Origin of the sequence: Mycobacterium sp. 852014-52144_SCH5372336 (assembly GCF_001665615.1) — a bacterium.
GTDB classification, from domain to species: Bacteria; Actinomycetota; Actinomycetes; order Mycobacteriales; family Mycobacteriaceae; genus Mycobacterium; species Mycobacterium neumannii_A.
Genome location: NZ_LZSW01000059.1, coordinates 108,200 through 126,481, shown reverse-complemented (window position 1 = coordinate 126,481; position 18,282 = coordinate 108,200). Strand labels below are relative to the sequence as shown.

At 68.3% G+C, this 18,282-nt stretch carries 19 protein-coding genes; 13 read left to right on the top strand and 6 right to left on the bottom strand.

The window, feature by feature from the left end; all coding sequences use genetic code 11:
* Nucleotides 1–6 precede the first annotated feature (6 nt).
* A complete protein-coding gene (locus A5759_RS20400) occupies nucleotides 7–753 on the bottom strand; it encodes a hypothetical protein (RefSeq protein WP_231984706.1) in 747 nt (248 codons plus the stop codon).
* A gap of 112 nt (nucleotides 754–865) precedes the next feature.
* Here A5759_RS20400 and A5759_RS20395 point away from each other — a divergent pair, with 112 nt between their 5' ends.
* The 3 genes from A5759_RS20395 to holA are packed head-to-tail and all read left to right on the top strand — an operon-like array spanning nucleotide 866 to nucleotide 4,193.
* The gene (locus A5759_RS20395; protein WP_068200814.1) at nucleotides 866–1,687 is read left to right on the top strand and encodes a ComEA family DNA-binding protein; all 822 of its coding nucleotides are present in this window, start codon (nucleotides 866–868) and stop codon (nucleotides 1,685–1,687) included.
* 5 nt (nucleotides 1,688–1,692) lie between these two features.
* Nucleotides 1,693–3,237: a ComEC/Rec2 family competence protein gene (locus A5759_RS20390; RefSeq protein ID WP_068201221.1), complete on the top strand. Its 1,545-nt coding sequence runs from the start codon at nucleotides 1,693–1,695 to the stop codon at nucleotides 3,235–3,237.
* A gap of 14 nt (nucleotides 3,238–3,251) precedes the next feature.
* Nucleotides 3,252–4,193, top strand: coding sequence for a DNA polymerase III subunit delta (holA, locus tag A5759_RS20385; RefSeq protein WP_197506146.1), 942 nt, complete (start codon nucleotides 3,252–3,254; stop codon nucleotides 4,191–4,193).
* A 15-nt stretch (nucleotides 4,194–4,208) separates the two neighbouring features.
* Here the strand turns inward: holA and rpsT are convergent, their stop codons facing one another.
* Nucleotides 4,209–4,469: a 30S ribosomal protein S20 gene (gene rpsT, locus A5759_RS20380; protein ID WP_068200808.1), complete on the bottom strand. Its 261-nt coding sequence runs from the start codon at nucleotides 4,467–4,469 to the stop codon at nucleotides 4,209–4,211.
* Between the two features lie 157 nt (nucleotides 4,470–4,626).
* On the opposite strand from rpsT, the gene A5759_RS20375 reads away from it, so the two are divergent.
* From A5759_RS20375 to A5759_RS20365, 3 genes are read left to right on the top strand one after another with little or no spacing between them, the layout of a single operon-like run.
* On the top strand, nucleotides 4,627–6,270 hold the full coding sequence (locus tag A5759_RS20375; RefSeq protein ID WP_369816244.1) for a circularly permuted type 2 ATP-grasp protein: 1,644 nt from the start codon (nucleotides 4,627–4,629) through the stop codon (nucleotides 6,268–6,270).
* A gap of 15 nt (nucleotides 6,271–6,285) precedes the next feature.
* Complete coding sequence (locus A5759_RS20370; protein ID WP_064405768.1) at nucleotides 6,286–7,257, top strand: alpha-E domain-containing protein; 972 nt, start codon at nucleotides 6,286–6,288, stop codon at nucleotides 7,255–7,257.
* Entirely contained in the window at nucleotides 7,257–8,096 is an 840-nt protein-coding gene (locus A5759_RS20365; RefSeq protein ID WP_068200806.1) for a transglutaminase family protein, read from the top strand. Before A5759_RS20370 ends, A5759_RS20365 begins: the two co-directional genes overlap by 1 nt.
* A gap of 4 nt (nucleotides 8,097–8,100) precedes the next feature.
* Here A5759_RS20365 and A5759_RS20360 read toward each other — a convergent pair whose 3' ends face one another.
* Complete coding sequence (locus A5759_RS20360) at nucleotides 8,101–8,961, bottom strand: ribonuclease Z (RefSeq protein WP_068200804.1); 861 nt, start codon at nucleotides 8,959–8,961, stop codon at nucleotides 8,101–8,103.
* Between the two features lie 207 nt (nucleotides 8,962–9,168).
* Here A5759_RS20360 and A5759_RS20355 point away from each other — a divergent pair, with 207 nt between their 5' ends.
* A complete protein-coding gene (locus A5759_RS20355; protein WP_068200802.1) occupies nucleotides 9,169–9,597 on the top strand; it encodes a CBS domain-containing protein in 429 nt (142 codons plus the stop codon).
* A complete protein-coding gene (locus A5759_RS20350) occupies nucleotides 9,590–10,195 on the top strand; it encodes a GNAT family N-acetyltransferase (protein WP_068200799.1) in 606 nt (201 codons plus the stop codon). The genes A5759_RS20355 and A5759_RS20350 overlap by 8 nt, the downstream gene beginning before the upstream one ends.
* A 100-nt stretch (nucleotides 10,196–10,295) precedes the next feature.
* Here the strand turns inward: A5759_RS20350 and A5759_RS20345 are convergent, their stop codons facing one another.
* The gene (locus tag A5759_RS20345) at nucleotides 10,296–10,907 is read right to left on the bottom strand and encodes a type II toxin-antitoxin system PemK/MazF family toxin (protein ID WP_068200797.1); all 612 of its coding nucleotides are present in this window, start codon (nucleotides 10,905–10,907) and stop codon (nucleotides 10,296–10,298) included.
* A 21-nt stretch (nucleotides 10,908–10,928) separates the two neighbouring features.
* Between A5759_RS20345 and lepA the strand changes: the two genes are divergently transcribed.
* The 3 genes from lepA to A5759_RS20330 all read left to right on the top strand — a co-directional run bounded on the left by lepA (nucleotide 10,929) and on the right by A5759_RS20330 (nucleotide 14,331).
* Entirely contained in the window at nucleotides 10,929–12,842 is a 1,914-nt protein-coding gene (gene lepA, locus A5759_RS20340) for a translation elongation factor 4 (protein ID WP_231984716.1), read from the top strand.
* A gap of 6 nt (nucleotides 12,843–12,848) precedes the next feature.
* Entirely contained in the window at nucleotides 12,849–13,568 is a 720-nt protein-coding gene (locus A5759_RS20335; protein ID WP_068200794.1) for a sensor domain-containing protein, read from the top strand.
* A 61-nt stretch (nucleotides 13,569–13,629) separates the two neighbouring features.
* A complete protein-coding gene (locus tag A5759_RS20330; RefSeq protein WP_231984705.1) occupies nucleotides 13,630–14,331 on the top strand; it encodes a sensor domain-containing protein in 702 nt (233 codons plus the stop codon).
* 76 nt (nucleotides 14,332–14,407) lie between these two features.
* On the opposite strand, the gene A5759_RS20325 is transcribed toward A5759_RS20330, so the two are convergent.
* Together A5759_RS20325 and A5759_RS20320 are read right to left on the bottom strand one after the other, a co-directional pair.
* The gene (locus A5759_RS20325) at nucleotides 14,408–16,444 is read right to left on the bottom strand and encodes a glycoside hydrolase family 15 protein (RefSeq protein WP_064396771.1); all 2,037 of its coding nucleotides are present in this window, start codon (nucleotides 16,442–16,444) and stop codon (nucleotides 14,408–14,410) included.
* 58 nt (nucleotides 16,445–16,502) lie between these two features.
* Complete coding sequence (locus tag A5759_RS20320) at nucleotides 16,503–17,744, bottom strand: FAD-dependent oxidoreductase (RefSeq protein ID WP_255392537.1); 1,242 nt, start codon at nucleotides 17,742–17,744, stop codon at nucleotides 16,503–16,505.
* 32 nt (nucleotides 17,745–17,776) lie between these two features.
* Between A5759_RS20320 and A5759_RS20315 the strand changes: the two genes are divergently transcribed.
* Together A5759_RS20315 and A5759_RS26600 are read left to right on the top strand one after the other, a co-directional pair.
* The gene (locus tag A5759_RS20315) at nucleotides 17,777–17,974 is read left to right on the top strand and encodes a hypothetical protein (RefSeq protein ID WP_064396769.1); all 198 of its coding nucleotides are present in this window, start codon (nucleotides 17,777–17,779) and stop codon (nucleotides 17,972–17,974) included.
* A 140-nt stretch (nucleotides 17,975–18,114) separates the two neighbouring features.
* Nucleotides 18,115–18,207 carry an Ms4533A family Cys-rich leader peptide gene (locus A5759_RS26600; protein WP_353612094.1) on the top strand — a complete coding sequence of 31 codons (93 nt, stop codon included), beginning with the start codon at nucleotides 18,115–18,117 and terminating at the stop codon, nucleotides 18,205–18,207.
* The last annotated feature ends 75 nt before the right edge of the window (nucleotides 18,208–18,282 follow it).

Sequence of the window (18,282 nt, the reverse complement as noted above, 5' to 3'; positions counted from 1 at the left end):
GCTGGGCTATTCCGGGTCTCGCTCGGCGGGGTCTTCGGAGGCGGACGCTTCGGAGGCGGATGCGTCCGCCGGGCGGGAGTCGCCGCCGGCGGTACCGGGGCCGGCAGGCAACGCCGGCGTTTCGGATCCGTCGGGCAACGACAGCGCCACCCCGAGCGCGAGGAAGAACAGGATGAACAACGGCCCGCCGAGGTACGTGTTCATCGGCCCACCCGGGGAGATGAAGCTTCCCGGCGGCCCGATGATCGTGATGGTCTCGATCAGCTGCTCGACGGCGAAGACCGCGGCGACGATGCCGAGCCAGCGGGGGAAGCGTCCCTCGTTGGCCGCCAACAGGATCGGTGCGGCGACCATGATGTTCGCCACGGTCAGCAGGGGTCCGAACATCGTGACCACGTCGGCGAGCGCCCGCGCGGTTCCGGAGCCGAGATCGCCGGGATGCAGCGATAACCCTGCGGTGAACCAGGTCGCGATGCTGATCTGGACGAGGACGACGGCCGACCCGATGGTGAACACGAATGCGTACGGTCCCGCGAGTCGGTCGCGGGCATGGCCGAGCACCACCACCAGAGCCAGCGCACCGAACGCCAGCAACAGTGCCTGGGTCCGCATCGCGCCGGAGTGTTCGTTGAGATGGGTGACGATGTCGAGGCCCGGGTGGTCGATGCCGGGCAACGCCGGAACCATCAGCAGCGCAACGGCGTACAGCACCGCGAACGCGACGGCCGCGACCATCGGCACTCGACGATCCACAGCAACACTGTAAACATCGGCCCTATCCCCAACGCTCATTTCATCCACAGGGCGAGTCGCCGACCGCCGCCGGCGAGCCCCGCGGTCGGTTCCCGCGCCTAACTTCACAGGCATGCGGACTGAATTGCCTGCCGAGCGCGTGCAGCGCAGGCTGGGTGGGGAAGTGGAGCCCGAACCGGACGATGAGGATCGGCCACCGGACACGTCGTTGACGCGCTGGTTGCCCGAATCCGCAGGCAGCGGCGCGGCCGGTTGGCTCGCGGCGGTCCGCGCAGATCCCGGTCGCGCCGGGGTCGTGGCGCTCGGTGGCGTCGGTCTCATTGCCGTGCTGGTGACGGTGTTCGTGCTGCTGCGGGACGACACCCCAGCGGTAGCGGCGGCCAAACTGCCGCCGGTGCAGATGGTTTCGTCGGCCAGCCCGACACCCGGTGGCGCGCCGCCGGGGCCGGGAGCCCCCGTTGTCGTCAGCGTCGTCGGCCTGGTCCACAAGCCGGGACTGGTCACGCTGGCTCAGGGTGCTCGGATCGCCGACGCGCTCACCGCGGCCGGCGGGCCGCTGGACGGCGCCGACCTGGTGGGGCTCAACATGGCCAGACGGATCGCCGACGGTGAACAGATCGTCGTGGGCATCGCGCCTGCGGCGGGTGATCCAGCCGCCATGGGGAGCTCGGTCAGCACGGGCGTCGCGGCGCCGGCGACGACGAACACGCCGTCGACGGGGGACGGCGGCGCACCGGCTGGCGGCACGGTGGACCTGAACACCGCGACCGTCGAGCAGCTCGACACGCTGCCCGGCATCGGGCCGGTGACCGCCGCGGCGATCGTGGCCTGGCGCGACGCCAACGGCCGGTTCACCAGCGTCGACCAGCTCGGCGACGTCGACGGCATCGGACCGGCGCGGCTGGAGAAGCTGCGCGACCTCGTGCATGTGTGACTCCGGTGGCGGACGCCGACGCGGCCCCACTGGATCTGCGCCTGGTCCCGGCGGCGCTGACCGGTTGGGCGGTGACCGGCGCCGGAATCCTGTGGCCCGTCGGGGGATCAGCGGTCGCCGCCGTCGGCGCGGTGGGGGCCACCGCGGCGCTGGGGTGGTGGGGTAGTGGACGGCGAGCGGCGACCGACGGCAAGGGTGTCGGCGCGAGCGTGCTGGCGGTCGGGCTGGTGGCGGCGGGCTTCGCGATCGCGATCGGTTTGCGGGTCGACGAGGTGCGCGAGCATCCGGTCACCCAGCGCTACGGCACGGCCGCCACCGTCGTGGTCACCCCGACGGAAAGCCCCCGTGCGCTCGGCGGCAACCGGACGATGTTCCGTGGCGCCCTCGTGGTGCTGGACGGACACGAGATGTCGGGCCGCGTCGTGGTTTTCGCGTCGACCAGTCGCATCGGCGAGCTGACCGCAGGCACACCGGTGGCGTTTCGGGCTCGCATCGGGCCGCCCACGCGACGCGATCTCAGCGTGGCGGTGCTGTCGGCGATCGGCGATCCCACCTACGGCGAGGCGTCCGCCGTCCAACGTGCGGCCGCTGAGGTCCGCGCCGGATTCGCCGAGGCCGCGCGGCGGTCGCTGCCCGCCGATCAGGCGGCGATGCTGCCCGCGCTCGTGCTCGGCGACACCTCGAGTGTGCCGCGTCAGACGACGGCCGACTTCCGTGCGGCGGGTTTGACCCATCTCACCGCGGTGTCCGGGGCGAACGTGACGATCGTGTGCGGCGCAGTGCTGTTGACCGCGGGTGTCGTCGGGCCACGGGCGGCCGTCGGCCTGGCGGCGGTCGCACTGCTGGCGTTCGTGGTGGTGGTGCAGCCGACGGCGAGTGTGCTGCGCGCCGCGGTGATGGGGGCGATCACGTTGTTGGCGGTGTTGTCGCACCGGCGCCGCCAGGCCATTCCCGCGTTGTCGGCCAGCGTGCTGGCGTTGATGATCGGATCGCCAGAGTTGGCCGTCGATGTCGGGTTCGCGCTGTCGGTGTCGGCGACGGCGGCCCTGGTCGTACTCGCGCCGGTGTGGTCGCGGCGCCTCGTCGACCGGGGCTGGCCCAAGCCCGCCGCCGACGCGCTCAGCGTGGCCGCCGCCGCGCAACTGGTCACCGCACCGCTCGTGGCCGGGATGGCCGGGACGTTCAGCGTCGTATCGGTGGCCGCCAATGTCGCGGTGGCCCCGGTGATTCCGCCGATCACCGTGCTCGGCACCGCCGCGGCCGGGCTGGGTGGAATCTGGCCCGCAGGCGCCGACCTGCTGATCCGGTTCACCGGCCCGGAGGTGTGGTGGCTGCTGCACGTGGCTCGCTGGGCGGCGGGTGTGCCGGGGTCGACGGTTTCGGTGCCGTCCGGACTGCCGGGCGTGATGCTGACCGCGGGCGTAGGAGTCGCGGTTGTCCTCGCGTGGCGCTTCCGCTTCGTGCGGATCGCGGCGGGCGCAGCCACGATGTGCCTGCTGGCGTGGACGGTGTCGGGGCTGTCGGCTGGCCGTGACACGATCGTGGGGTGAGCGAAGCGTCGCAGTTGCATCTGGTGCTCGGGGACGAGGAGTTGCTGGTCGAACGCGCGGTGGCGGCGGTCCTTCGGGATGTGCGCAAACAGGCGGGCGTCCATGACATTCCGATCGATCGCCTGCGCGCCGGTGAGGTCAGCACCAGCGAACTCGCCGAATTGTTGAGCCCGTCGCTGTTCGCCGAGGAGCGGGTGGTGGTGTTGGAGTCGGCGGCCGAGGCGGGCAAGGACGCGGCCGCGCTCATCGCCGAGTCTGCGGCGGACCTGCCGCCAGGCACCATGCTCGTCGTCGTGCATTCGGGGGGTGGGCGCGCCAAGGGACTGGCCGATCAGCTCAAGAAGCTCGGCGCGCGGGTGCATCCGTGCGCGCGTATCACCAAGGCGGCCGACCGTGCCGACTTCGTCCGCCGCGAGTTCCGCGCGTTGAAGGTGAAGGTCGGCGAGGACACCGTCACCGCGGTGCTGGACGCGATCGGCTCCGACATCCGCGAGCTGGCGGCTGCCTGTTCACAGTTGGTCACCGACACCGGCGGGGCGCTCGACGCGGAGGCGGTGCGCCGCTACCACTCGGGCAAGGCCGAGGTGAAGGGGTTCGACGTCGCCGACAAGGCGGTCGTCGGCGATGTGGCTGGGGCGGCCGAGGCGCTGCGGTGGGCGATGATGCGCGGCGAACCACACGTCGTGCTGGCCGACGCCCTCGCCGAAGCGGTGCACACCATCGCGCGGGTGCGGCCGCTGTCGGGCGACCCCTACCGGCTGGCGTCAGAGCTGGGCATGCCGCCGTGGCGGGTGCAGAAGGCGCAGAAGCAGGCGCGACGGTGGTCGCACACCACCGTCGCCGAGGCGATGCGGTTGGTGGCCGCCCTCAATGCGGATGTCAAAGGGGCCGCAGCGGACGCGGACTACGCCTTGGAGGCGACGGTGCGGCGCGTCGCCGAGCTCATAGAAGACTGAGCGAACTCGAACGACTCAGAGCTTGTTGAATGCGGAAGCCAGCCCCGACTTGCGGTTGGCGGCCTGGTTCTTGTGGATGACGCCCTTGCTGGCGGCCTTGTCCAGCTGACGGCTGGTCGACGCCAGCAGCTCCTGGGCCTTTTCCTTATCACCGGCCTCGACGGCCGCCCGGAAGCCGCGCACCGCCGTGTGAAGCGACGACTTGACCGACTTGTTGCGCAACCTGCGGCGCTCGTTGGTCCGGTTGCGCTTCTCCTGCGACTTGATGTTGGCCACGCGTGTAGTCCTTCGTAAATCCTGTAGGGGTTTCTCAAAGTCTGATAGGCGCCCGGCACGCGGGCAGTGAGGGTTCAGGTTACCAGCGGAGTGGGTAAATGCCCAAAGTGAGTCCTCTGGCCTGCCGAAACGTCCGAAGTGTTGCAGCATGGCAGGGATGAGCCTGCGTACCCTGCCGACCGAGTCCACGCGACAATCGCGGAGCCCACGTAGGCAGGACAAGCGATACCAGGGCGTCTTCGCCGGATACAGCGATCTCGGTAGCTACGCCGAGGCCTTCGACGAGATGTTCGACGCCCAGGGCAACGTGCGGGGCCCCTACAAGGGCATCTACACCGAGCTCGCCCCGTCGGATGCCTCCGAGCTCGAAGCTCGCGCCGAGGCCCTCGGCCGCGCGTTCATCGACCAGGGCATCACGTTCTCGCTGTCCGGCCAGGAACGTCCCTTTCCGCTCGACCTGGTTCCGCGAGTCATCTCCGCGGCGGAGTGGACGCGCCTGGAACGCGGCATCATCCAGCGGGTCAAGGCGCTCGAGCTCTACCTCGACGACATCTACGGCGAGCAGGAGATCCTGCGCGACGGCGTCATCCCGCGCCGGCTGATCACCTCCTGCGAGCACTTCCACCGCGAGGCCGCGGGCATCGTTCCGCCCAACGGCGTGCGCATCCACGTCGCGGGCATCGACCTCATCCGCGACGCCAAGGGCGACTTCCGCGTGCTTGAGGACAACCTGCGCTCGCCGTCCGGGGTGTCGTACGTGATGGAGAACCGCCGCACCATGGCGCGGGTGTTTCCGAACCTGTTCGCCACCCATCGGGTGCGCGCCGTCGGCGACTACTCGTCGCATCTGCTGCGGTCGCTGCGCAACGCGGCGGCCAACAACGTTGCCGACCCGACCGTCGTCGTGCTCACGCCCGGCGTCTACAACTCGGCGTACTTCGAGCATTCGCTGCTGGCCCGGCAGATGGGCGTCGAGCTGGTGGAGGGCCGCGACCTGTTCTGTCGCGACAACGCCGTCTACATGCGCACCACCGAGGGGGAGCGGCAGGTCGACGTCATCTACCGCCGCATCGACGACGCGTTCCTCGACCCGATGCAGTTCCGGCCGGACTCCGTGCTCGGCGTCGCCGGGCTGCTCAATGCGGCCAGGGCCGGCAACGTCGTGATCTCCAGTGCCGTCGGCAACGGCATCGGCGACGACAAACTCGTCTACACCTACGTGCCAACGATCATCGAGTACTACCTCGGCGAGAAACCGCTGCTGGGCAACGTCGACACGTTTCGGTGCTGGCTCGACGACGAACGCGAGGAAGTGCTCGACCGCATCGACGAACTCGTCATCAAACCGGTCGAGGGCTCCGGCGGCTACGGCATCGTGTTCGGTCCGGACGCCTCGGAAAAGGAGCTCGCCGCCGTCGCCAAGAAGATTCGCAACGACCCGCGCGGCTGGATCGCCCAGCCCGTCATGCAGCTGTCGACCGTGCCCACCCAGATCGGCGACCAGCTGGTGCCGCGGCACGTCGACCTGCGCCCGTTCGCGGTAAACGACGGCGACGACGTGTGGGTGCTGCCCGGCGGACTCACCCGCGTCGCGCTGCCCGAGGGCTCGCTGGTGGTCAACTCGAGCCAGGGTGGCGGGTCGAAGGACACCTGGGTGCTGGCGTCGCGCACCTCGGTCGCCGACCGGGAGCTCGGCGCCGCCGAAGTGGTGCGCAAGCTGCCCAAGTCCGCGCGTGGGCCCAAGGCCGAAAGCAGCGACGGGCAGACCCAAGACCAACAGCAACAGCAACAGCAGCAGTAGAGGGGTGGTGCGCTGATGTTGGCCCGCAACGCCGAATCCTTGTACTGGATCGGACGGTACGTCGAACGCGCCGACGACACCGCCCGCATCCTCGACGTGACCGTGCATCAACTGCTCGAGGACTCCAGCGTCGACCCCGACCAGGCCTCGCGGACGCTGCTGCGGGTGCTGGGGATGGAGGCTCCCGACGCGCCGCTGGATGTGTGGTCGCTGACCGACATCGTCGCCTTCAGCCGAGGCACCCAGGGGTCGATCGTCGACGCCATCTCGGCGGCTCGCGAAAATGCCCGCGGCGCACGCGAAGTCACGTCCACCGAGATCTGGGAGTGCCTCAACACCACATACAACGCGCTGGCCGAGCGGGAACGAGCCGCCAAGCGTCTCGGACCGCACGAGTTTCTCTCGTTCGTCGAGGGCCGCGCCGCGATGTTCGCCGGGTTGGCCGACTCGACGCTGTCGCGCGATGACGGCTACCGCTTCATGGTGCTCGGCCGGGCCATCGAACGGGTGGACATGACTGTGCGACTGCTGCTTTCGCGGGTCGGGGACAGCGCGTCGTCACCCGCGTGGGTGACGTTGCTGCGGTCGGCAGGCGCACACGACACCTATCTGCGCACCTACCGCGGCGTGCTCGACGCCGGTCGCGTGGTCGAATTCATGCTGCTGGACCGGCTTTTCCCACGTTCGATCTTCTATTCTCTGCGGCTTGCCGAACACAGCCTCGACGAGTTGATGAACCGACCCCACAGCCGCCTCGGCGCCACGGCCGAGGCGCAGCGGCTACTCGGCAGGGCCCGCAGCGAGCTGGAGTTCCTGCGCCCCGGTGTGCTGCTCGAGTCGCTGGAACAACGGCTGGCCGGCCTGCAGAAGACCTGCTTCGATGTCGGTGAAGCGTTGGCGCTGCAGTACTTTCACTCCGCACCGTGGGTGGCGTGGCACGACGCGGGTCACAACGGCACGCTCGTCATCGAAGAGGGAGAGCTCTGATGTGGCGGATGCGGGTCGTGCATTCGACCGGATACGCATACAAGTCGCCGGTGACGGCGTCGTTCAACGAGGCGCGGCTGACGCCGCGATCGGACTCGCGGCAGAACGTGATCCTCAACCGCGTGGAGACCGTCCCGGCCACCCGCAACTACCGCTACGTCGACTACTGGGGAACGGCGGTCACGGCGTTCGACCTGCACGCACCGCACACCGAGTTGGAGGTGACGTCGTCGTCCGTCGTGGAGACCGACGTCGACCAAATGTCCGAACGCGAAGTGACATGGGAGGACCTGCAATCCGAGGCCGTCGTCGACAGGTTCGACGAGGTCCTTGCGCCCACCCACTACACGCCCGCGAGCAAGCGCATTCGCCGGGTCGGTCAGCGCATCATCAAGGACCACGCGCCGCACGAGGCCGTCACCGCCGCCGCGTCGTGGGTGAGCAGCGAGTTGGCGTACGTCGCGGGCACCACCGGAGTGCACTCCTCAGGGCTGGACGCGTTGCGCGAGGGCAAGGGCGTCTGCCAGGACTTCGCCCACCTGACGCTGATCCTGTTGCGCTCCATGGGCATTCCCGCCCGCTACGTGTCGGGGTATCTGCATCCCAACCATAAAGCGGTGATCGGCGACACCATCGACGGGCAGAGCCACGCCTGGGTGCAGGCCTGGACCGGTGGCTGGTGGAATTACGACCCCACCAACGACGTCCCGATCAACGAGCAGTACATCAGCGTGGGTGTGGGCCGGGACTACTCCGATGTCACCCCGCTGAAGGGGATCTACTCCGGAGAGGGCTCGACCGACCTCGACGTCGTCGTCGAGATCACCCGGTTGGCCTGACCGGTCAGCCGGCCGGCTTCGCCGAGATGCCGGGATGCACCTCGACGCGCAGCAGATCGTCACCGAGTTCGATCTGCCGGTCGAAGACCGACGCTGCGAGTGCGCGCCAGTCCTCCTCCTGTCCGGGTTCGATTGCGGGCACGTAGTGGGTGAGGATCAAGATTCCCACGCCCGCGCGCGCCGCGGTCTCCGCCGCTTCCTCGACCGAGGAGTGGTAGTCGCAGATGTCGCGGATGCGCTGCATGGGCATCCTGTCGACCAGATCCTTGCGGATCACGGTGTGCACCAACGCCCCTGCGCCTGCCGCCAGTTCGTCGAGGCTCTCGCACGGGACGGTGTCGCCGGCCAGCACCACCGAGGCGTCGGCGTGCTCGACGCGGAAGCCGATCGTCGGGGCGACCGGGCGGTGGTCGGTGGGCGCGACCCGGATCGTCACGCCGTCGCGGTTCCACACTTCTCCGTCGGTGTACTCGTGCACCTCCACTGGGGGCGGGGCCGTCAGGTCGGCGTGGTGGGCGATGCGGTATCCGATGTCGAAACCGAACGCTTTGAGGGTGTGCTCGACCACCTCGGCGGTGCCCGGCGGTCCGATGATCTGCAGCGGCGTCTGCTCGGGCGTGAACGTCGACACCCAACGGCTGATGATCACGTCGCCCAGATCCGCGATGTGGTCGCTGTGCAGATGCGTCAACAGCAGCGCGGACAATCCGTTCGCCGGCGCTCCCGCGGCCGTCAGACGTTGCTGTACACCTCGACCGCAGTCGATCAGAAACGTCTGCCCGCCAGCGCGCACGAGCGTCGACGGGCCCGCCCGGCGGGCGTCGGGGATGGGACTTCCAGTGCCAAGCAGTGTGACCTCGATCATGGCCCCACATATACCCGAGGGCCTCGTCGAATTGGCGCCAATAGGCGCCGAAACGGTATTCCGGCAGCCATGTACTCGACTTTGTGCTGTTGGAATGCCGTTTCGCGACTTGCGCACCCGAGTGTGACCGGGTTGCAACCTCGCAAAGCCTTCCGCGCCGACTCAGTCCAACCTAGCCTGTGAGGAAGATCACGAGCGGAGGCAAGGATGCGGATCGCGGACGTGTTGCGGAGCAAGGGCGCCGCGGTGGCCACGATAACTCCGGAGACGTCGGTCTCGGGATTGCTCACCGAACTGGCGGTGCACAACATCGGCGCCATGATCGTGGTGTCGCCCGACGGTCTGATGGGGATCGTCTCCGAGCGCGACGTCGTGCGCGCGCTGCACCGACGAGGCGGCGAACTACTCACCAAGCCGGTGTCGGAGATCATGACCACGCTGGTGGCGACCTGCGCTCCCGACGATTCGGTCGACAGCCTGAGCGCCCTGATGACGACGAACCGGGTCCGGCACGTACCGGTGATGGAAAACGGCAGGCTGGTCGGCATCGTCAGCATCGGCGACGTCGTCAAGACCCGGATGGAAGAGCTCGAAACGCAGCACGAGCAGCTGCAGGCCTACATCACCCGTGGCTGACGTCGAGGTCGCTCCGGCGGCGCGGCAGCACGTGCGCCAGATGTCGGGGGTGCTGGCGCGCGCGTTCTACGACGACCCGGTGATGAAGTGGATGCTGCCGAACGACGCCGCGCGGGAGCGAGCCCTGTCACGGGTGTTCGCCACGATGATTCGCCACCACTTCCTGCGCACCGAAGGAGTCGAGGTCGCGGGCGGCCGGCGCATCGGCGCCGCCGCGCTGTGGGACCCGCCCGGCGAGTGGCGGCAGACCGGGCTCCAAGAGCTGCGGATGATGCCGGCATTCATCCGGTCGATGGGAGCCAATGTGCGGCGCGGCCAGGCGATGGCCGAGCTGATGAAGCAGCACCACCCCGAGGAGCCGCACTGGTATCTGGGGGTGATCGGCAGCGATCCGACGGTGCGCGGCACCGGATACGGGCAGGCGCTGATGCGCTCGCGCCTGGACCGCTGCGACGCCGAGCACGCGCCCGCGTATCTCGAGTCCAGCAACCCCGACAACATCGCCTACTACCGGCGCTTCGGGTTTGACGTCACCGGCAAGATCGCGTTGCCCGACGGCGGCCCGCCGATGTGGCCGATGTGGCGCCAACCGCGTTGATCCGGTGTGCGTGGGCCGCGCGAAGCTGACGAGTGACCGCGTAATGCCAGGAATTGACGGCGTGTCGCGGACGAACACGGTCGCTCGCGGTGACGAGGGCTCAGCTCCAGGAGTATTCGGCACGTAGCCGCGCGGCCACGACCTCGAACTTCTCGCGGGCCAGGATCGCGCCTTCGCGACGGATGCCGTCTTCGGGCACGTCGAGCACCCGGTCCAGGCGCACCCAACTCGCTCGCCCCTCGTAATCCCAGGTGCCCGAGCCGATGGCCACCCAGTCCGGGTCGTCTCGATGGTGATCCTGGCTGGACAGCATCAGGCCGAGCAGCGTGGACCGGTCGCGGCCCACCACCAGCACCGGCCGGTCCTTGCCCTGCGTCGGGTCGTCCTCGTAGACCACCCACGTCCACACGATCTCGCCCGGGTCGGCGCGCCCGTCGAGGTCGGGGGCGTACACCACCTTGCGGGCGCGGTGGGCGGTGGGCACGAAGTGCCGGCTGACCGGTCGCCCGGCGGTGATCGCGGGCGCCTCGTCTCTGGATGCGCCGGCGATCGCGTCCAGACCGATCCGGATGCCCTGCTGGATGCCGCGCTGCACGGTCTCGGACTGACCGATCTGACGGATGATCTTCGGCGCCTCATTGAACACCAGATTCTCGGCAAACCTTTGGAATGTCTGCAGTGGTTTCCAGGGCGCAGGCATATTTCCGAGCATAAGCGAGCGCCGCCCAGCGCGATTGTGTGCTTCCGGCGCCGCCTGGATACGCTGGTGGCACCCGAAGTCCGCGTTCACCAGGAGATTCCCATCAGCACTTTCGCCGATCAGACCTTCACGGCGCCGGCGCAGATCCGGAACTTCTGCATCATCGCCCATATCGATCACGGCAAGTCGACGCTGGCCGACCGGATGCTGCAACTCACCGGTGTGGTCGCCGATCGCGATATGCGCGCGCAGTACCTCGACCGGATGGACATCGAGCGCGAGCGCGGCATCACGATCAAGGCGCAGAACGTCCGGCTGCCATGGAAATTGGGGGACCAGGAATACGTCCTGCATCTCATCGACACCCCCGGGCACGTCGACTTCACCTACGAGGTGTCGCGCGCGCTGGAGGCGTGCGAAGGTGCGGTGCTGCTCGTCGACGCCGCCCAGGGCATCGAGGCCCAGACGCTGGCGAACCTCTACCTGGCCCTGGATCGCGACCTGCACATCATCCCGGTGCTCAACAAGATCGACCTGCCTGCGGCCGACCCCGACCGGTACGCCGCCGAACTTGCCCACATCATCGGCTGCGAACCCGAGGACGTGCTGCGGGTCTCCGGGAAGACCGGCGCGGGCGTGGCCGACCTCCTCGACCACGTCGTGCGCGAGGTGCCGCCGCCCGTCGGCGACGCCGACGCACCCGCGCGGGCGATGATCTTCGACTCGGTCTATGACACCTACCGCGGCGTGGTGACCTACGTCCGCGTCGTCGACGGCAAGATCGTTCCGCGCGAACGCATCAAGATGATGTCCACCGGCGCGCATCACGAACTGCTGGAAGTGGGCATCGTCTCGCCCGAGCCCAAGGCCTCCGCGGGTCTCGGCGTCGGCGAGGTCGGATACCTGATCACCGGCGTGAAAGACGTGCGCCAGTCCAAGGTCGGCGACACCGTGACGACCGCCCGCCACGGTGCGGCCGAGCCGCTCACCGGATACCGGGAGCCGCGACCGATGGTGTACTCGGGGCTGTATCCCGTTGACGGGTCGGACTATCCGGTCCTGCGCGACGCGCTGGATAAGCTGCAACTCAACGATGCGGCGCTGACGTATGAACCGGAGACCTCGGTGGCGCTCGGATTCGGTTTCCGCAGCGGCTTTCTGGGCCTTCTGCACATGGAGATCACCCGCGAGCGTCTTGAGCGCGAGTTCAACCTCGACCTGATCTCGACGTCGCCGAACGTCGTGTATCGCGTTGTGCAGGAGGATGGTTCAGAAATCACGGTGACCAATCCGTCGGACTGGCCGGACGGTAAGATCCGCACGGTTTACGAGCCGATCGTCAAGACCACGATCATCGCGCCGAGCGAGTTCATCGGAACCATCATGGAGCTGTGCCAGTCGCGGCGCGGCGAACTCGGCGGCATGGACTACCTGTCCCCGGAGCGGGTGGAGCTGCGCTACACGATGCCGCTGGGCGAGATCATCTTCGACTTCTTCGACGCGCTCAAATCGCGCACCCGCGGATACGCCAGTCTGGACTACGAGGAGGCCGGTGAGCAGGAAGCCGACCTGGTCAAGGTCGACATCCTGCTGCAGGGCGAGCCGGTCGACGCGTTCAGCGCGATCGTGCACAAGGAGTCGGCGTACGCCTACGGCAACAAGATGACCACCAAGCTCAAGGAGCTGATTCCGCGCCAGCAGTTCGAGGTTCCGGTGCAGGCGGCGATCGGTTCGAAGATCATAGCTCGCGAAAACATCCGCGCGATCCGCAAAGACGTGCTATCGAAGTGCTATGGCGGGGACATCACCCGCAAGCGCAAGCTGCTCGAGAAGCAGAAGGAAGGCAAGAAGCGGATGAAGACCATCGGCCGGGTCGAGGTGCCCCAGGAGGCGTTCGTCGCCGCCCTGTCCACCGACTCGTCGGCCGCCGACAAGGCCAAGAAGTAGGACGGCGTGCGCTCGGCGGCGATGACGGCGGCGGCCGTGGGCGCATGCGCGATCCTCGCCGGCTGTTCGGCGCCCGCCGGTGATGCCCCGGCCCCGCAGATCGCCGAGGTGGCCAAACCGTCGCCGAACCGGATGCTGGATCAGGCTTTGCCCACGGCTGAGGAGCTGACCACGATGTTCGGGGCCAGCGGCTTCATGGGTCAGGTCGTCGAAGGTGGCGCCGACATGCTGCTGCAGGGCGTCCGGGGGGCCGAGGCGAGCCCGCCCGACTGTGTGAGCACCGGTTACCGGCTGGAGAAGGTGGTGTATCAAGCCAGCCCGGTGCGGTCGGTGGTCAGCCAGTCGTGGGCCGGAGGTGACGCCAACGGCCCCACCGTCACCGGGTTCTTCGGGGTGGTCGAGTTCATCGACGCCGATGCCGCGCAGGAGTTCTTCGCCTCATCGGCCGACAAGTGGCACCGATGCAACGGCCAGACGCTGGTGTTGAGCCAACCCGACCGCGGCGCACAGGGATCCAGCCGGATCACCGAGGTCGGCGTCGACGACGAGATCGTCTCGGCGGTGGTGATGCAGGACGCCGGATCGACGGTTCAGCGGGCCCTCGGTGTGGCAGGCGATTGCATCGTGGAGGTGGAGATCACCGACGTCGCCGGCCCCAGCCCGACCGGCGCCCGGCACGCGACCGCGGTCGCCGACCTGATGATGGACAAGATCGGCCAGTCCTGAGCATTCGGTCGAGATTGTCGGCTAGGCCGCGAATGTGCCTAAAGTCGGTCACAATAACGCGGTGACCCGAATCGGCACGCCGTCGCGGCTGTACGCCGCGGGTGCCGTCCTGGTGACGTCGGCCGTGCTGGCGGGCTGTGTGAGCACCGTGGCGGGCGTAGCGATACGCGGCGGGGCGGTCGACGTGCCGGAGTTGACCGCGGCGACGCTCGACGACGTGTTGCTCACCATCGGCGAACTGAACGGCATCATGGGCTCGACGACGATGAAAGTCACAAGCGAACTCGAGGAGATGACCGATCATTCCGACGACGTGTCGGATCCCGAGTGCCTCGGCGCCATGTACGGCGCCGAGGGTCCGGTGTACGCGGGCAGCGGGTGGACCGACGTGCGCGACCAGGTGGCGCGCGAACCAGACGACGACAACAACCACTGGGTCGAGCAGACCGCGGTGCTGTACACCTCGGCCGATGAGGCGCAGCGGTTCTTCGACAAGTCCAGGTCGGCGTGGGAGAAGTGCGCCAATTCCACGGTGGTCGTGGGTAATTCGGGAGATGTGTTCCTGTGGGAACTCGGTGAGGTCCGCGCCGACGGCAAGATGATCACTCAGGTCACGACGCAGCAGGATGCCGACGGCTGGGCCTGCCAACATGCGCTCTCGACCGCATCGAACCTGACCGTCGAGGCGTGGGCGTGCAGTTACTCGATCGGCGACGAGGGGGCCACCATCGCACAGGACATGCTCGCCAACGCGGCCAAGTAACGCCGGCCGAGAACGGTGCTTCTGACGAGAATCGGCCGAGATCCGTCACAAACAACAGTCTCGCCGAAAAGGCGACCTACATCGGGGCGTTGGCCGGGACGAAGACTCCGGAGCTGTCGGCTTCCTCCTCGGCCCGGATCACGTGCACGACCGCGTTGATCAACGCCAGGTGGGTGAACGCCTGCGGGAAGTTGCCGAGATGGCGGCCGGTGCGCGGCTCGATCTCCTCGGCATACAGGTGCAGCGGGCTGGCGAACGACAGCAGCCGTTCACACAGGTGTTTGGCGCGGCTGATCTCGCCGATCTCGACCAGCGCCGACACCAGCCAGAACGAGCAGATCGTAAAGGTGCCTTCCTCGCCGGACAGCCCGTCGTCGGTCTCGTCGACCCGGTAGCGCAGCACCAGGCCTTCCTCGGTGAGCTCGTCGGCGATCGCCAGCACGGTCGCACGCACCCGCGGATCGTCGGGCGGCAGGAACCGCGTCAGCACGGCAAGCAGCAGCGACGCGTCGAGCGCGTCGTCGCCGTACCGCTGCGTCAGCACACCGCGGGAGTCGACGCCGTGTTTGAGCACGTCGGCCTTGATCTCCTCGGCGGTCGCGCGCCACTGCTGGGCGTAGGACTTCTCGCCCTGGAACTCGGCGAGTTTCGAGCCGCGGTCCAGCGCGACCCAGCACATGATCTTGCTGCTGGTGAAGTGTTGCGGGTCGCCGCGCACCTCCCAGATCCCGCGGTCGGGCTCTTTCCAGTGCTTGATCGCCTCTTCGACCTGCTGCTTGAGCACCGGCCACAGCGTGTCGGAGATCTGCTCGCGCGACTTGGCGTGCAGATACACCGAATCAAGCATGGTGCCCCAGATGTCGTGCTGCATCTGGTTGTACGCGCCGTTGCCGATGCGCACCGGCCGCGCCCCGTCGTATCCGGACAGGTGGCGCAGTTCCTCCTCGACCAGCGTGCGCTCGCCGCCGACGGCGTACATCACCTGAAGTGGGTGTCGCTCACCGTTGTTGGCGCCGGACACATCGGCGATGAAGGCGAAGAAGTCGTCGGCCTCGCGGTCCAGGCCCAGTGTGTAAAGACCCCACAGCGCGAACGTCGAATCGCGCACCCACGCATAGCGGTAGTCCCAGTTACGTTCGCCCTGAGGCGTTTCCGGTAGCGACGTGGTGGGCGCGGCCAACAACGCACCGGTCGGGGAGTAGGTCAGCCCCTTGAGCGTCAGCGCGCTGCGCTGGAGGTAAGCCCGCCACGGGTGGTCGGGGAAGTCGCCGATGTTGATCCACTGGCGCCAGGCCTCGCTGGTCTGCCACATCTTGTCGGCGGCCTCTTCGTAGGTCTGTGGCGCCGGATGCTTGGACCACGACAGCGCGACGAACGCCTGGTCGCCTTCCTTCATCCGGGTCCGGGCCCGAGCCTCGTGGCCCTCCAGACCGAGCCGCAGGTTCGTGGTGAGCCGAAGTGTGGGGTGCGCGTCGGCGTCGCGGCTGGCGCGAGCGATCGCCTCGCCGTACGCCTGCGCGGAGTACTCCCACGTCGCGGGGATCCGGTGGTAGTCGAACGCCGGCTCGCAGTTCATTACCAGTTCGACGGTGCCGCTCACACATCGCACGGTGCGCAGCAGGATGTGCTCGGCATCCCAGTCCATCGGTGTGCGGCGATGGGTGCGCGAACGGGTCTCGAGGTCATGCCAGGGACCCATCACCAACGCCTCGCGCACGATCAGCCACCCAGTGTGGGTCTGCCACGTCGTCTCCAGGATCAGGCTGCCGGGCAGGTAGCGCCGGGCCGAGGGCACCGTCACCCCGTAGGGCCCCAACCGGAAATGGCCGGCGCCGCGATCGAGGATGGCGCCGAACACACTCGGCGAGTCGGGCCGCGGCACGCACATCCACTCGACCGATCCGGCCGATGAGATCAGGCACGTGTTCTCGCAGTCGGACAGGAAGCCGTAGTCGGCGATGGGCGGAAACGGGTTTCGCAACGCTCCGGTGGGCGCGTACGGCGTCGGTGCGGTCACGGTCAGCGGGGTGTTGTCCGTGACGGCCTGAGCCGGCTTCGCCCCGTTCTCGGTCTCCGTTGACCCGTCCGACGGCCCGGTTTGTTGCAGAACCATGCCGCCATCATCGACTGCCGACGCGCTCGCCGTCTACTTGTTGGCCGTTAACGGCGCGTCAGCGGCGGGCGAAGGCCGGAATGCGTTCCGGTAGGGGACCGATCGCCACACCGTAGGCCGCCACACGGCGCAGCAGCGGCAGCCCGGCGGCCACCCGCACGAACCGGGGCGCTTCGGCCTGGCCGGTCGACGCGACGGCGACCGCGATGACACGGCGGTGGATCAGCCTTTGCACCGACTGGATCAGCGCGGCGGGCAGCCAGCGCCGCGCCTGGACGCGGGCCAGATGCCTGGCCGACAGGCTGCCCGAGCGCAACGGACCCGCCAGGATCCGGCCCGCGGCGACGGCGTCGGCCACCGCGAGGTTGATCCCCACCCCGCCGACCGGCGACATCGCGTGGGCGGCGTCGCCGATGAGCAGCAGGCCGTCGCCGTACCAGCGCCTGAGCCGGTTCAACTGCACGTCGAGCAGCTTCACGTCGTCGAACGACGTCACCGCCCCGATGCGGTCGGCCAGCCACGGCACCAGCGCCACCACACCGCGATGCAGCGACCCGATTCCCTGCGCCCGCAACTCCTGGTCGCGGCCCTTGGGGATGACGTAGGCGCACTGGTAGTAGTCGCCGCGGTCGATGACGATCTGCGCGTGCCCGGCCCCGAGGACACCGGCGAGCCCGTGCGGGTCGTCGGGATCGCGGGGCAGCCGGAACCACCAGACGTCCATCGGCACACCGAAGTCCTTCGGCTTGAGCCCCATCTTGGTACGCAGCGTCGATGACCGCCCATCGCAGGCGACGGTCAACGTCGCGCGCATCTCGCGCTCCTCACCGTCGGCGCCGCGGTAGCGGACACCGACCACCCTGTCACCGTGACGGATCGGGCCGAGCACCTCGGTGCTGCGCAGCAAGGTGAACGACGGCTCTCGTTGAGCGGCAGTGGCCAGCAGCTCCAGGAAGTCCCACTGCGGAACCAGCGCAATGTGTTTGTGCGGACCGGGAATTCGCCGCAGATCCATGGTGACCGGCGTGTCCTGCACCGTCAAAGACAGCGTGTCGATCTCTCGGTGCGGAATCGCCGCGAATTCGTCGGACAGCCCCAACTCGTCGAGCAGCCGCAGCGTGCTGGCATGCACGGTGTCACCGCGGAAATCGCGGAGGAAGTCGGCGTGCTTCTCCATCACCGTGACGTCGACCCCGGCGCGGGCCAGCACCAACGCGAGCATCATGCCCGCCGGACCGCCGCCGGCCACGATGCAGGTGGTGTTCTCGGCACGCAGGGCGGGGTGGGAGTCGGCGGCCACGCGCCCATCTTCGCATCGCCTAGGCTGGCCGCGTGGGTGGCTTTCTGAGTTGGTGGGACGGTGTCGAGCTCTGGCTCACCGGCCTGCCGTTCGTCGCCCAGACCGCGGTCGTGATGCCGGTGGTGCTCGCGTTGGCGTACGGCACCGCGGTTGTGCTCGACGGCGCCCTCGGCAACGGGATCAGGTTGTGGCGCCACGTTCGCCATGACGAGCGGGATGCCGACCGATGAGCGGCGGGATGCCGCGGTCGCGGGTGACGTTGGTGCTCGTCCTCCTGGTGATCCTGGTGATCGTCATGTGGCTGTTCACTCGTTGAGGCCGCCGAATCCCTCACCGAGCGGGTTGCGCGAACTCTGTTAGGCTTCGCGCCATGCAAACAGCGTCCGGCAACAAGAGCGGCCATGTTCTGGCCCTCATTGCCGTGAGTTTCAGCGCTGTTGCCGATGTCTGTTGTTGTTGCTGACTCCTCCGCCCGTCCGCGGTCCGGTGCCGGTAACGGCTGTCAGATGACGCCTCGCGCTGATCCATCGCCTTCCCG